The sequence below is a fragment of the Streptomyces sp. MMS24-W38 genome (assembly GCF_059889265.1).
The window spans coordinates 5428237-5441060 of record NZ_JCBCPP010000001.1 but is presented as its reverse complement, the minus strand read 5'-3'; the positions used below and the strand labels follow the sequence as shown (position 1 = coordinate 5441060).

Annotated in this window: 14 protein-coding genes and 1 pseudogene; 8 read left to right on the top strand and 7 right to left on the bottom strand. The window is 71.8% G+C overall.

Going from position 1 to position 12824, the window contains the following annotated elements; all coding sequences use genetic code 11:
* The first annotated feature begins 81 nt into the window (after positions 1–81).
* Both AC6F7H_RS23795 and AC6F7H_RS23790 read left to right on the top strand, forming a co-directional pair.
* Complete coding sequence (locus tag AC6F7H_RS23795) at positions 82–1107, top strand: phosphotransferase family protein (RefSeq protein WP_500758933.1); 1026 nt, start codon at positions 82–84, stop codon at positions 1105–1107.
* A gap of 6 nt (positions 1108–1113) precedes the next feature.
* Entirely contained in the window at positions 1114–2328 is a 1215-nt protein-coding gene (locus AC6F7H_RS23790; protein ID WP_500758931.1) for an acyl-CoA dehydrogenase family protein, read from the top strand.
* A gap of 14 nt (positions 2329–2342) precedes the next feature.
* Here the strand turns inward: AC6F7H_RS23790 and AC6F7H_RS23785 are convergent, their stop codons facing one another.
* Together AC6F7H_RS23785 and AC6F7H_RS23780 are read right to left on the bottom strand one after the other, a co-directional pair.
* Positions 2343–2936 carry a TetR/AcrR family transcriptional regulator gene (locus AC6F7H_RS23785; RefSeq protein WP_109380545.1) on the bottom strand — a complete coding sequence of 198 codons (594 nt, stop codon included), beginning with the start codon at positions 2934–2936 and terminating at the stop codon, positions 2343–2345.
* Between the two features lie 240 nt (positions 2937–3176).
* Positions 3177–3950: an SDR family oxidoreductase gene (locus AC6F7H_RS23780; protein ID WP_500758929.1), complete on the bottom strand. Its 774-nt coding sequence runs from the start codon at positions 3948–3950 to the stop codon at positions 3177–3179.
* A 258-nt stretch (positions 3951–4208) separates the two neighbouring features.
* Here AC6F7H_RS23780 and AC6F7H_RS23775 point away from each other — a divergent pair, with 258 nt between their 5' ends.
* The 3 genes from AC6F7H_RS23775 (at position 4209) to AC6F7H_RS23765 (ending at position 6749) form a co-directional block, all read left to right on the top strand.
* Positions 4209–5468, top strand: a complete 1260-nt coding sequence (locus AC6F7H_RS23775) for an exo-beta-N-acetylmuramidase NamZ family protein (protein ID WP_500758927.1) — start codon at positions 4209–4211, stop codon at positions 5466–5468.
* A gap of 3 nt (positions 5469–5471) precedes the next feature.
* Positions 5472–5693, top strand: a complete 222-nt coding sequence (locus AC6F7H_RS23770; protein ID WP_500758926.1) for a hypothetical protein — start codon at positions 5472–5474, stop codon at positions 5691–5693.
* Between the two features lie 453 nt (positions 5694–6146).
* A complete protein-coding gene (locus tag AC6F7H_RS23765; protein ID WP_500758925.1) occupies positions 6147–6749 on the top strand; it encodes a hypothetical protein in 603 nt (200 codons plus the stop codon).
* 141 nt (positions 6750–6890) lie between these two features.
* Here AC6F7H_RS23765 and soxR read toward each other — a convergent pair whose 3' ends face one another.
* Positions 6891–7349, bottom strand: coding sequence for a redox-sensitive transcriptional activator SoxR (gene soxR / locus AC6F7H_RS23760; RefSeq protein WP_500758924.1), 459 nt, complete (start codon positions 7347–7349; stop codon positions 6891–6893).
* 132 nt (positions 7350–7481) lie between these two features.
* Between soxR and AC6F7H_RS23755 the strand changes: the two genes are divergently transcribed.
* A complete protein-coding gene (locus AC6F7H_RS23755; RefSeq protein ID WP_500758922.1) occupies positions 7482–7943 on the top strand; it encodes a MaoC family dehydratase in 462 nt (153 codons plus the stop codon).
* Here the strand turns inward: AC6F7H_RS23755 and AC6F7H_RS23750 are convergent.
* The 3 genes from AC6F7H_RS23750 to AC6F7H_RS23740 all read right to left on the bottom strand — a co-directional run bounded on the left by AC6F7H_RS23750 (position 7934) and on the right by AC6F7H_RS23740 (position 10195).
* Entirely contained in the window at positions 7934–8578 is a 645-nt protein-coding gene (locus tag AC6F7H_RS23750; RefSeq protein WP_500758921.1) for a TetR/AcrR family transcriptional regulator, read from the bottom strand. The two genes, AC6F7H_RS23755 and AC6F7H_RS23750, sit on opposite strands and share 10 nt — an antisense overlap.
* A 117-nt stretch (positions 8579–8695) precedes the next feature.
* Positions 8696–8983, bottom strand: coding sequence for a YiaA/YiaB family inner membrane protein (locus AC6F7H_RS23745; protein WP_363038590.1), 288 nt, complete (start codon positions 8981–8983; stop codon positions 8696–8698).
* A gap of 60 nt (positions 8984–9043) precedes the next feature.
* The gene (locus AC6F7H_RS23740) at positions 9044–10195 is read right to left on the bottom strand and encodes an acyl-CoA dehydrogenase family protein (protein ID WP_500758920.1); all 1152 of its coding nucleotides are present in this window, start codon (positions 10193–10195) and stop codon (positions 9044–9046) included.
* A 60-nt stretch (positions 10196–10255) separates the two neighbouring features.
* Between AC6F7H_RS23740 and AC6F7H_RS23735 the strand changes: the two genes are divergently transcribed.
* Positions 10256–10894, top strand: coding sequence for a TetR/AcrR family transcriptional regulator (locus tag AC6F7H_RS23735; RefSeq protein WP_500758919.1), 639 nt, complete (start codon positions 10256–10258; stop codon positions 10892–10894).
* 99 nt (positions 10895–10993) lie between these two features.
* Positions 10994–11704 carry an ArsR/SmtB family transcription factor gene (locus tag AC6F7H_RS23730; protein ID WP_500758918.1) on the top strand — a complete coding sequence of 237 codons (711 nt, stop codon included), beginning with the start codon at positions 10994–10996 and terminating at the stop codon, positions 11702–11704.
* Positions 11705–11738: 34 nt separating this feature from the next.
* Here the strand turns inward: AC6F7H_RS23730 and AC6F7H_RS23725 are convergent.
* Positions 11739–12813: pseudogene (locus tag AC6F7H_RS23725) on the bottom strand (zinc-binding dehydrogenase).
* Between the last annotated feature and the right edge of the window lie 11 nt (positions 12814–12824).

Genomic DNA, 12824 nt, shown 5'->3' with positions numbered 1-12824 from the left:
ACGTTTCGCTCACCCCCTGGACGACATACCGACCGGTCGGCATCATGTGTCGGGTACCGTCACCTGCCCGTAGGAGCGAGAATGAGCCCCGACCACCCTCCCGGACTGGATCTCGACCGGCTGAGCGCCCTGCTCGAGCGGGAGCGGCCCGGCCTGGTGAACGGCCCGCTCTCCGGCCGGCTCATCGAGGGCGGCAGGTCGAACCTCACCTACGCGCTCTCCGACGGCACCGCGCAGTGGGTGGTACGGCGCCCGCCGCTCGGGCATGTGCTGGCCACCGCGCACGACATGAGGCGCGAGCACCGGGTGATCACCGCGCTGCACCCGACCCCCGTGCCGGTGCCCCGCACCGAGCTGCTGTGCGAGGACGAGGAGGTGATCGGGGCGCCCTTCTACGTCATGGAGTTCGTCGACGGCGTCCCGTACCGGACGGCGGACCAGTTGGTGCCGCTGGGGCCGGAGCGCACCCGTCGGGCCGTGCTCGGCCTGGTGGACACGCTCGTCGAGCTGCACGCGGTGGACCCCGGCGAGGTGGGCCTGGCCGACTTCGGCCGCCCCGAGGGCTTCCTGGACCGGCAGCTGCGACGCTGGGGCAAGCAGCTGGACGCCTCCCGCGACCGGGAGCTGGCCGGCGTCGACGAACTGCACGCCGCGCTGGGGCGGAAGCTGCCCCGCTCCCCCGCGCCGGCCGTGGTGCACGGCGACTACCGCCTCGACAACGTCCTGATCGGCGAGGACGACGACGAGATCAAGGCGATCCTCGACTGGGAGATGTCCACGCTCGGCGATCCGCTGACCGACCTCGGCCTGCTGGTGATGTACAGCATGCCGCTGGACGTGCCCGGCTCACCCGTCTCCACGACGGCCGAGGCGCCCGGGCATCCGGCACCCGCCGAGCTGATCGAGCGGTACGCCGCCCGCTCGGGACGCGACGTCTCCGCGGTGTCCTGGTACACGGCGTTCGCCTGGTTCAAGCTCGCCGTGATCCTCGAGGGCATCCACTACCGCTACACGCTGGGCCAAACGGTCGGCCGCGGCTTCGACCGCATCGGCGATCTGGTCCCCGTCTTCATCGAGCACGGTCTGACCACTCTTCAGGAAGGCTGACGGGACATGGACTTCGCGTTCGACACGCGCACCGAGGAGCTGCGTGCCAGGCTGCTCGCCTTCATGGACGAGTACGTCCACCCGGCCGAGCAGGTCGCCCACGAGCAGCGCGCCGGGCTGGCCTCGTCCTGGGACACCGTCCCCGTGGTGGAGGACCTCAAGGCCGAGGCCCGCCGGCAGGGGCTGTGGAACCTGTTCCTGCCCGACTCCACGTACGGAGCCGGCCTCACCAACCTCCAGTACGCCCCGCTCGCCGAGATCACGGGCCGCTCCCCGCAGCTGGCGCCCACCGCCACCAACTGCGCGGCGCCCGACACCGGGAACATGGAGGTGCTGGCCCAGTTCGGCGACGAGCAGCAGAAGAAGCAGTGGCTGGAGCCCCTGCTGGCGGGGGAGATCCGCTCGGCGTTCGCGATGACCGAGCCGGAGGTGGCCTCCTCGGACGCCACCAACATCACCACGCGCATCGAGCGGGACGGCGACTCGTACGTCGTCACGGGCCGCAAGTGGTACATCTCCGGGGCGATGAACCCGGACTGCCGGATCTTCATCGTGATGGGCAAGACCGACCCGGACGGGGCGGACATCCGCCGCCAGCAGTCGATGCTCCTCGTGCCCCGCGACACGCCCGGCGTCACCATCGAGCGCGCCATGCAGGTGTTCGGTTACGAGGACCACTCCCACGGCGGCCACGCCGAGGTGGTCTTCGACCACGCGCGCGTGCCGGTGGCGAACCTGATCGGTGAGGAGGGCGGCGGTTTCGCCATCGCCCAGGCGCGGCTCGGCCCCGGCCGGATCCACCACTGCATGCGGTTGATCGGCATGGCCGAGCGGGCGATCGAGCTGATGTGCCGACGGGCCGTGTCCCGTGACGCCTTCGGCAAGGCGCTGGCCCAGCAGGGCGTGGTGCAGAACTGGATCGCGGACGCGCGGGTCGCGGTCGAGCAGCTGCGGCTGCTGGTGCTGAAGACGGCCTGGATGATGGACACCGTGGGCAACCGGGGCGCCCACACCGAGATCCAGGCCATCAAGATCGCCACCCCGCGCACGGTCGTCGGCATCCTCGACCGGGCCATCCAGTTGTACGGGGCGGGCGGGGTCAGCCAGGACTTCCCGCTGGCCGAGCTGTACGCCGGTGCCCGCACGCTGATGATCGCCGACGGCCCGGACGAGGTGCACCAGCGGTCGCTGGCGCGACGGGAGCTGAAGAAGTACCTGTAGGAAGCTCCGGCGCCTCAGGGACGGAGTGCGCGCAGCAGCAGGTCGGCGAGGTGATCGGCGACCTGCTGCGGCGTGAGGGGCCCGTCGGGGCGGTACCAGGTCGACAGGTGGTGCACGGAACCGAAGTGGTAGTCCACCACCAGGTCGGCCGGGGTCGCCGTGGAGAACACGCCCGCAGCCTGGCCCTCCTCGATCAGGGCGCGGAAGCGCTCGTGGTAGCGGCGGCGCTCGGCCCGTACCTGCTTGTTCTTCTCCGGGCTCAGATGGTGCATGGAGCGGAAGAAGATCGACGCGTCGTCCAGGTTCTCGATCGTCGTGACGACGACGTCGGCCGCGGCGCCGCGCAGGCGCTTCTCGATCGGCTCGTCGGCGCTCGCGTAGGAGTCCAGGCGTTCCTGCTGGAGGCGCAGCATGCGCGCGTAGACCTCGTGCAGCAGGTCGTCCTTGGAGCCGAAGTAGTGGTAGAGCGCGCCCTTGGTGACGCCGGCCGCCTCGACGATCTCCTGCACGGAGGTGCGGTCGTAGCCCTGCTCGGCGAAGAGCCGGGTGGCGGCGGCCAGGAGCCGCTGCGGTACCGGGGGCCCGTCACCGTCCGTCGTCCTGGGCACTGCCGCCACCTGCCTTCCGTTTCGCTGTCACTGTTCGTTGTCGCTGTTCGTTGTCGCTGGCCGCTGCCGGCCGTCGTCACCACTGGTCGTCACCGCTGGTGCCGCCGGCCGTCCCGCGTCGGGGAGAACGGTTCCCCGACGGGGATCTTCCCACTTGCCGTCCGCGGCGCATCGGGCAGGATCTCCGGCTGCCGCGCGGGCTCACGTGCGGTCATGGCCGGTCATGGCCGGCCGGGCGGCTCACCGGGTGGCCTCCCAGTGCCGCTGGATGCGGTTCATGCCGCCGAGCCAGCGCTCCGGGTCGGTGGCGCGGGCCTGGTAGTACTCGGCGACCTCGGGGTGCGGCAGGATCAGGAAGCGGTCCTCCTCGATGCCGCGGAACAGGGCGTCGGCCACGTCCTCGGGCTCGATCGCGGTCGGCTTGAGCACCAGGTCGCCCGCGCTGCCGCTGTCGGTGAGCATGTCGGTGCGCACACCCTGCGGGCAGATCGCGTGGACCCTCACACCGCGGTGGCGGTACGTCAGGGACAGCCATTCGGCGAAGGCGTAGGCGCCGTGCTTGGTGACGCTGTAGGGGGCGGTGCCGATCATGGTGAGCAGTCCGGCGGCGGAGACGGTGGAGACGAAACGGCCGCTGCCGCGTTCCAGCCAGTCGGGGAGCAGCACGTGCGCCGCGCGGACGTGGGCCATGACGTTGACGTCCCAGGAGAGCGCCCAGCCCTGTTCGTCGAGCGGCCCGCCGGGCTCCCCGCCGTCACGGCCGACGCCGGCGTTGGCGCAGTAGACGTCGATCCTGCCGCCGAGCGCGTCCAGGGCCTCGGGGACGACGCAGGACGCGTCGCCCGGGACCGCGATGCCGCCGATCTCCTCGGCGACGGCCTTGACGCGGCCGGCGTCCAGGTCGTTGACGACGACCTGGGCCCCCTGGCCGGCGAAGCGGCGGGCGAGTGCCGCCCCGATGCCGCCCCCGGCGCCCGTGACGACCACCTTCGCACCCTGCACGGCTTCCACCATCGGACTCCTTCGACGCGGCGGCCGGCCGCCTGCCCGGCCGGCTCTGTTTCCGGCGGTTCCGGCGATCTCGACCCGGCCGCGACGGTGACGCGACGCGTTGCCGCCGTCACGCCGCTCGCATCACGCCAGACTAACCGGTCGGTATGCCGGGCGGAAGAAGAAGAAGCAAACCGGCCAGGCCCGGCTCGTTCCCCGGTGCGGTTCACGCGCGTTAACGTGCGTGGGCATGACACCCGCAGCGATCACGGAGGTCACAGTATGAAGCTGTCCAGACGGAGCCTGCTCGCCACCACCACAGCCACCCTCGCGGCCACCGCGGCCACCGCCGTCCCGGCGCACGCGGCCCCCGGACGGGCCCCTGCCGCGGGCCGGAGGCTACGCACCGGCTTCGAGCAGCTCGCGGCGGACGGTTACGCGCTGCTCGACGGCCGACGTGTCGGCGTGGTCACCAACCCGACGGGCATCACCCGGGACGTACGGCACATCGTCGACGTCATGCACGCCGACGACCGCGTGGACCTGACCGCCGTGTTCGGACCCGAACACGGCTTCCGGGGCACCGCGCAGGCGGGCGGCTCCGAGGGCCGCCACGACGACCCGGCGACCGGCCTGCCCGTCTACGACACGTACCTGAAGAGCGGCCGGCCCCTCGCCGACGTCTTCACCGCGTCCGGCGTCGACACGGTCGTCTTCGACATCCAGGACGTGGGCGCCCGCTTCTACACGTACATCTGGACGCTCTACGACTGCATGGAGGCGGCGCGGCTCGCGGGCAAGCGGTTCGTCGTCCTCGACCGGCCGAACCCGATGACCGGGCGGGCGGCGCTGGGGCCCGTGCTGCACCCGGAGTTCGCGACGTTCGTCGGGCGGCAGCCGATCTCCCAGGCGCACGGGATGACGGTGGCGGAGCTGGCGCGGTTGTTCAACGCGGAGTTCCTGGCCGATCCGGTGCCACTGGAGACGGTACGGATGTCGGGCTGGCGGCGGTCCGACTTCTACGACGCCTCGGGGCTGCCGTGGGTACCGCCCAGCCCCAACATGCCGACGCCCGAGACGGCCCTGGTGTACGCGGGGACGTGCCTCTTCGAGGGCACCAACCTGTCCGAGGGGCGCGGGACGACCCGGCCGTTCGAACTGCTGGGCGCGGAGGGGATCGACGGACGCTGGGCGGCCGAGGCGAACGGGCTCGGCCTGGCGGGTGTGCGGTTCCGCGAGGCGTACTTCGCGCCCACGTTCTCCAAGTTCCAGGGGAAGACCGTCGGGGGCGTGCAGCTCCATGTGCACGACCGTGACGCGTTCGATCCCGTACGTACGGGAGTGGGGCTGCTGGTCACCGCCAAGCGGGCATGGAGCGGATTCGCCTGGCGTCCGGACAACTGGATCGACAAGCTGACCGGCTCCACGCGCGTGCGCACGATGATCGACGCGGGCGCGGACACGGACGAGGTCGTGGCCGGCTGGCGGGACGAGCTGGCGGCGTTCCGGCGGACGCGCCGGGAGCATCTGCTGTACCGCTGACGCGTGCGTTCACCTGTCGAGCAGCCCGCCGGGCACGCGCCGTACTGCGGCTACGACGGCGGTAGCGACGACAGGGCCGAGAGGGCCGGCAGCGACGACAGCGACGATGACAGGAACGGCGGCGGGTCAGGCAGTGGCCCGCCGCCGTCCGGCTTCCGCATGCCGGTCATCCATCTGCTCACCGAGCACCACCCGCATGTCGTTCACCTCTGCCACCTGCGGTGATGCCGCTCCAGCCGCGTTCGCCGGGGACAGCGGGGTGATCAGGGAAGCGATCGGTGCGCATAACGCCGCGCTCTTCAGGAACCCGTGGAGGCCGCGGGGAGTTCTCAGACTGTCGAGGGGTGTGCGCGGCACGCCGCGACACGGGGGATCCTCCCGGCGGGGACGGAGCGGGGCGCTGCCGCCGGTATCTCCGCGATGGAAGGTGAACACGCGTCACTTTCCGCTGCGGTGGCACTGGAGATGACCACGAGGGACCACAACTGAATCATCGGACACGGGAGTTGACCGGTGACTCACCACGACCGACCGATGGCCGGCCCGTGACCGCCCGACAGGGGGCCATCGAAAAAAGATGGAGCCGATTCGCGTGTCGATACGTCTACTCGACGACGTCCGTTCGACGACGCCGAAGTGACCGGATTACAGGTGCAGGTGTGACGGAGGTGCAGGATGATGGCCGGTTTCCGAAGTCTGGCGAGACAGGTCCGCGATCCACGGTGCGACCTGGCGCTGCGGCGCTATTCGCTGCGCAAGTGCCTTGAGCGATTCGCTCCGTACGGGCACAGGGCGACCTGGGACCATCTGTGCTCACGTGCCGGGTTCGATCCCGAGGACCGCTCCGTCGACCCAGCGCGGCTCGTGGCCGCACTGGACGAACTGGAGGAGGCCCGGGCGGTCTGGCAGTCCTACGAGGTCGAGTTCGCCGAGCGCCGCAGGAGGGAGAAGCACGACGGCCTGCGCAGGCCGGGCAGCGTGGACGACTGGCACCGGCTGACCTGGGGCGGTTTCGGCGTGGCCTGGTGCGACGACCCGCGCGTGCATCCGCGTGAGCCGCTGGCCGAGGTGCTGCGACGGCTGATCGCCGCGCTGGAACGAGAGCCGGGTTCGGCCTGCCCCGTGTGCCGGGGGGAACGGCTCATGTGGCGGTACGACCTGGATCACGAGCCGTCGACGGGCCCGGTCTGCACGGACTGCGGAATCCTGGTGCCGCGCCCCGTCCTGACCGCCGAAGCACTGGCGGACGCCAGGCGGTCGAAACTGCTGGTGTCGGCCTGAAGGGTGTGGGGGCGCGCCGGGGATGCCGCGCCCCCACTGTCACCCGGACCCTCGCCCGGGCGGGACCCGGCTTGCCCGGTTGCCCGGCCGCCCGCCGGCTGTGTTCACGGGATTCTCAGTGTTCTCGGGGTTCTAGGGGTTCTAGGGGTTCTCGGGCAGCAGCCGGGAGCCGGTCAGGCGTTCGCCGAAGACGTCGTCCGGGTTGGACAGGACGCAGGTGTCCAGCGAGAGGCAGCCGCAGCCGATGCAGTCGGTGAGGTGATCGCGCAGCCGGTTGAGCTGCTTGATGCGCTCGTCCAGTTCGGCGCGCCAGGCCTCGGAGAGATGCGCCCAGTCGCCCCGGGTGGGAGTACGTTCCTGGGGGAGTTCGGCGAGTGCCCCGCGGATCGTCGCGAGCGGGATGCCGACGCGCTGGGCGGCCCGGATGAACGCGACCCGGCGGAGGGTGTCACGACTGTAGCGGCGCTGGTTGCCCGCGGTGCGGCGACTGCTGATCAGGCCCTTCGACTCGTAGAAGTGCAGGGCCGACACGGCGGCGCCGCTGCGCGCGGAGAGCTGGCCGACCGTGAGCTCGTGGATCTTCTCTGGAATCTGGGGCACCCCTCGAAGCCTACCCACCCCGCACGGCTCGGGTCCGTTGACAAGGGCCGCACGGCCGACCATGCTAAGCAGTCGCTTAGACAGACGCGCGCGGGTGGGCGCGTGCGACCACGTGACGCGAAAGGCCGGGACATGGCAGAGCCGAGAATCTTCACGTCCGTCGACGACCTGAAGGCGGCGGTGGGCGAGCAGCTGGGGTACACGGACTGGCTGGAGGTCGACCAGAAGCGGATCGACCTGTTCGCCGAGGCCACCGGTGACCACCAGTGGATCCATGTCGATCCGGAGAAGGCGGCGGCCGGACCGTTCGGCACGACCATCGCGCACGGCTATCTGACACTGTCGCTGCTGCCGCTGTTCGGCCCGCAGCTGCTCTCCGTCGAGGGCGTGAAGATGGGCGTCAACTACGGCACGAACAAGGTGCGCTTCCCCGCGCCCGTCCCCGTCGGGTCGCGGGTGCGTGCCACCGCGAAGGTCACCGCCGTCGACGAGGTGGCGGGCGGCGTCCAGGTGACCACGGCCTTCACCGTGGAGCGCGAGGACGGCGAGAAGCCGGTGTGCGTGGCCGAGTCGGTGGCCCGCTACTACCTCTGAGCGGTGCCCGTCCGGTCGGCGCCGACCATCCGCAGCACGAGGTCGGCGTAGAGGGCGCCGACCTCCTCGGGGGTGCGGGCGCCGTTGATGTTGAACCAGCGCGCCACGTCGACGCAGAGGGAGAGCACGGCGCGGGTGGTGCCCCGCACGTCGGGGACGTCGAACTCGCCCGTGCGCACGCCCTCCTCGATGATCCCGCGCACCTCGGCGTCGACCTGCCGGCGCAGGGCGAGGATCTCGGCGCGGGCATCGGGACCGAGCGAGTCGAGTTCGTACTGCACGACCCGCGCGGTGGTGCGCCCGCCGGCGTGCCAGCGGACGAAGGAGCTCACCGCGTCGGCGAGCCGTTCGGTCGGGCCGCCCTCGGCACGGGCCGCGGTGCGCAGGATGTCCACGGCCTTCTCGTGGCCGATCCTGCTGATGCGGTGGAGCAGCTCTTCCTTGGTCTTGTAGTGGATGTAGAGCGCGGCCGGGCTCATGCCGGCGCGGCCCGCGATGTCGCGGGTCGTCGTGGCGTGGTAGCCGCGTTCCGCGAACGCCTCCACGGCGGCGAGCAGCAGCCGCCGGGCCGCGTCGGGTGTGACCTCACCCCACGGCTGCGCCTCACCGCCGGCCGTGTCCTCCGCCGCTCTCATCGCTCACCCCATTCGCCGACAGGGGTAACACCATACCGGCAAGGGTGAGCGGGCGCTTAGGGCTGGTCCGGCGGATCATGGCGGAGAGGCGGCTGAGGGGCCCTGGCGCGCCCGGTGTCAGAGTTTCTGCAGCGGGTCGTGTTCGGCGAGAAGCTTCTCCAGGCGCGCCTGGTCGACCCGGTTCACCATCTGCCCCGCCTCCTGGCGGTCCCGGATGACCTTGGCCAGCGTGAAGGCGGAGGTGACGAGGTACAGGACCGCGATGCCCAGGAAGGCGCGGACCCAGGCGTCGGCCTCGAGGTTGAAAATGCCGACCGCGGTGGCGCCCATGGCCACTCCGAAGGACGCCACGGCCTGACCGTAGAAGGCGGCCGTACTCTGCTGCTTGACCGGTGTGTCGCTCATGGGGGCAAGAATCGGCGGATGTGGCTGCGGTCACATCCGCTCGGATACTCAGGCAGGTACTCAGAACGCCGAGACCCCGGTCAGGGCGCGTCCGATGACCAGTTTCTGGATCTGACTGGTGCCCTCGTAGAGGGTCATGACACGGGCGTCGCGCAGCAGCTTGCCCGCCGGGTACTCGTCGAGGTAACCGTAACCGCCGTGGACCTGGAGGGCGTTGTTCGCGGCGCGGACGGCTGCCTCCGAGGCGAAGAGCTTGGCCTTGGAGGACTCCACGGCGAACGGCCGTCCGCGGTCGATCAGGTCCGCGACCCGCCAGGTCAGCAGCCGGGCGGCGTCGACGTCCACGGCGATGTCACTGATCAGCTCCTGGACGAGCTGGTGGTGGGCGATGGCCCTCCCGAACTGCTCGCGCTCACCCGCGTACCGCACGGCCGCGTCGAGCGCGGCCTGGGCTATGCCGACACAGCCCGCCGCGACCGACATGCGCCCCTTGGCGAGGGCGGACATGGCGACCGAGAAACCCTTGCCCTCGGGGCCCAGCATCGCGGACGCGGGCACCCGCACGTCCTCCAGCACCAGCTCCGCGGTGGCCTGACCGCGCAGACCGAGCTTGCCGTGCAGGGGGCGACGCGTCAGGCCGGGGGCGTCGGCGGGAACGAGGAAGGCGGACATCCCCTTGTGGCCGGGGGCGTCGGTGGAACGGGCGAACAGCAGGACCACGTCGGCCCAGGTGCCGTTGGTGATGAACATCTTGGTGCCGTTGATGACGTAGTTGTCGCCGTCGCGCACCGCCCGGGTGGAGACCTCGCCGGCGTCGGAACCCGTGCCCGGCTCGGTGAGGCCGAAGCAGCCGACGTACGCGCCCGAGGTGAGCCCGGGAAGCCAGGTCCGCTTCTGCTCCTCGTCGCCCCAGGCGGCGACCGTCTTGGCGACCAGCCCCAGGGACACGGAGACGATCCCGCGCACGGAGGAGTCGCCGCGGCCCAGTTCCTCGGTGACCAGGCAGTACGCGAGGTGGTCGCCGCCGCAGCCCCCGTACCGCTCGTCGATCGTCAGCCCGAGGAACCCGACCTCGCCGAGCTTCTTCACGATGCCGCGGTCGACCTCCTCGGCCCGGTCCCAGGCCGTGGCGTGGGGGACGACCTCCCGCTCGACGAAGTCCCGGGCGAGCCGGCGGACGGCACTGTGCTCCTCGCTGAGCTCCAGGTTCATGACGGCCACCCCACCTGATTAGCACTGCTAGTTTTCCGATGCAGCCCTACTATGTGCGCCATGGCCCGACCGCGCAAGCCCCTGCTCAGCCCCGACCGGATCGTCGAGACGGCCCGTGCGCTCGTGGACGCGGAGGGCCTCGCGGCCGTCTCCACGCGGCGGCTCGCCGCACAGCTGGGGGTCAGTGGGCCCTCGCTCTACAACCACTTCCGCACCAAGGACGAGATCCTCGAGGCGGTGGCCGACTCGGTGAGCGCGCTGGTCGACCTGTCGATGTTCGAGGACGGCCGGGACTGGCGGACCGCGCTGCACGACTGGGCCGTCTCCTACCGCGCCGCACTGCGCGACCACCCCAACATCGTGCCGGTCCTGGCGCGCGGCCCCGGCCGCCGCCCGGCCGCCCTGCGGCTCGCCGACGCGGTCTACGGCGCGATGGTCGACGCCGGCTGGCCGCCGGCGCAGGCCACGTCCATCGGTGCGCTGATGCGGTACTTCATCATGGGATCGGCGCTCGGTTCCTTCGCCGGCGGTTTCGTGGACGACGCCGGCGCCTACGATCCCGCCGACTACCCCCGTCTCGGGCAGGCCCATCTGCTCGCCGAGAAACAGGAGAAGATCGACGAGCGGGCCTTCGAGACCGGGCTGACGGCGCTGCTGGACGGTCTGGCCGAGCAGTACGAACAGGTGCGAGCCTCTTAGCCACGTGCTGCGGTACGGGTGGTGCGGCGGGGGTAGGGGGCAGTACCTGCGCGGACGGTTCGGTCGGCGCCGAAGGGTGCGTGCCGCATGCTGGGACGCATGACGTCGAAGGACCCCCGGGCCCCCGGGCTCGCCCGGCTCGCCGGGCTGATCGCCGACGAGACACGGGCCGCGTGCCTGCTGGCCCTGCTGGACGGCCGGGCGTGGACGGCGGGCGAGCTGGCGCGGCGTGCGGGCGTCGCCCCGTCCACGCTGAGCGAGCACCTGGGCAAGCTGGTAGCCGGCGGGCTGCTCGCCGAGGAACGGCAGGGCCGGCACCGGTACGTACGGCTCGCCGACGCGCGGGTCGCCCAGTTGCTGGAGGAACTGGCCGGACAGGTGACCCCGGACACGGCTGCGCGCCCGCGCACCCTGCGGCAGGCCGGCGCGGACTCGGCGATGGCCCGTGGACGCACCTGCTACGACCATCTCGCCGGCCGGCTCGGCATCACGGTGACGGACGCGTTCACGGCACGCGGACTGCTCCACCGGGACACCGGGTTCGCGCTCACCGACGCGGGCCTGCGCTGGTTCGACGCCCTCGGCATCGGACTCGACCGCCGCGCCCGCCGCCCGCTGGCCCGCGCCTGCCTCGACTGGACGGAACGCCGCCACCACCTCGCCGGAGTCGCCGGCGCGGCCCTGTGCCGGCACGCCCTGGACGCACGGTGGTGCGTCCGCATCGGCTCCGAGCGCGCGGTGAAGGTGACGGAGGCGGGCGAGCGGGCGCTGTCCGAACTGCTGGGGATCGAGGAAGCGGCCCTGCGCTGACCGGCACCCCTCCGCGCCGTCCCCGCGCCACGCCCTAGAAGACCACCAGGGCTCGTCCGCCCTTGCCCGCCGACATGGTGTCGAAGGCCGCCGGGATGCCGTCCAGGGTGATCCGTTCCGTCACCAGGGCTCCCAGGTCGAGACGGCCCGCTCGGATGTGTCCGGCGAGGACGGGGAGGTCCCGGGCGGGGTCGGAGTTGCCGTAGACGCAGCCGGACAGGGTTCTGCCCCAGTGGAAGATCTCCAGGGCGTTGAAGGTGACCTGCTGGTCCTTGCCTCCGATGCCGACGACCGTGGTGCGGCCGCCACGCCGGGTGGAGTCCCAGGCGGTGCGGATGGTGGTCGCGCGGCCGACGCACTCGACGGCCGCGTCCACGCCCTGTTTCCCGGTGAGGGCACGGATCTCGCGGGCCGTGGTGTCCGAGGCGACGAGATAGTCGGTCGCCCCGGCGGAGCGCGCCAGCTCCTCCTTGGCCGGGGAGACGTCGACCGCGACGATCGTCGTCGCGCCGGCGATCCGGGCCGACTGGAGGGCGGCGAGGCCCACTCCCCCGACACCGAACACCGCGACCGACTCGCCCGGCCGGACCCGCGCGCAGTGGTGGACGGCGCCGTAGCCGGTGAGCACGGCGCACCCCAGCAGGGCGGCGTCGGTGAGCGGGACGCCGTCCGGAGCGGGCAGGACGCAGGACGCCGGCACCACCGTCTCCTCGGCGAAGGCGGCGACGTTCAGGCCGGGGTGGAGCGGGGTGCCGTCGTCGGCACGGTGGGCGTGCACCCGGGCGGCACCGCTCAGGGCGTCGGCGCACAGCCACACCTCGCCGCGTGCGCAGGCGGGGCAGGCGCGCCCAGTTGAGGACGACGCCGTCGCCGGGAGCGACACGGGTGACGCCCTCGCCGACGGAGACGACCGTGCCGGCGCCCTCGTGGCCGAGCACGGCCGGGACCGGGAGGCGCATGGTGCCGTCGGTCAGGGACAGGTCGGAGTGGCAGACACCGGCGGCGGCGAGCCGGACCCGGACCTGGCCGGGACCGGGCTCGGGCAGGTCGATCCCCGTGGTCTCCAACGGGGCGTCAACGGCGGACAGTACGGCGGCGCGGACGACCATGGTGGATGGAC

Coding starts and splice junctions, on each gene's coding strand:
- AC6F7H_RS23795 (WP_500758933.1), top strand. CDS start 82: ATGAGCCCCGACCACCCTCCCGGACTGGATCTCGACCGGCTGAGCGCC.
- AC6F7H_RS23790 (WP_500758931.1), top strand. CDS start 1,114: ATGGACTTCGCGTTCGACACGCGCACCGAGGAGCTGCGTGCCAGGCTG.
- AC6F7H_RS23780 (WP_500758929.1), bottom strand. CDS start 3,950: ATGGTGGAAGCCGTGCAGGGTGCGAAGGTGGTCGTCACGGGCGCCGGG.
- AC6F7H_RS23775 (WP_500758927.1), top strand. CDS start 4,209: ATGAAGCTGTCCAGACGGAGCCTGCTCGCCACCACCACAGCCACCCTC.
- AC6F7H_RS23765 (WP_500758925.1), top strand. CDS start 6,147: ATGGCCGGTTTCCGAAGTCTGGCGAGACAGGTCCGCGATCCACGGTGC.
- AC6F7H_RS23755 (WP_500758922.1), top strand. CDS start 7,482: ATGGCAGAGCCGAGAATCTTCACGTCCGTCGACGACCTGAAGGCGGCG.
- AC6F7H_RS23750 (WP_500758921.1), bottom strand. CDS start 8,578: ATGAGAGCGGCGGAGGACACGGCCGGCGGTGAGGCGCAGCCGTGGGGT.
- AC6F7H_RS23745 (WP_363038590.1), bottom strand. CDS start 8,983: ATGAGCGACACACCGGTCAAGCAGCAGAGTACGGCCGCCTTCTACGGT.
- AC6F7H_RS23740 (WP_500758920.1), bottom strand. CDS start 10,195: ATGAACCTGGAGCTCAGCGAGGAGCACAGTGCCGTCCGCCGGCTCGCC.
- AC6F7H_RS23735 (WP_500758919.1), top strand. CDS start 10,256: ATGGCCCGACCGCGCAAGCCCCTGCTCAGCCCCGACCGGATCGTCGAG.
- AC6F7H_RS23730 (WP_500758918.1), top strand. CDS start 10,994: ATGACGTCGAAGGACCCCCGGGCCCCCGGGCTCGCCCGGCTCGCCGGG.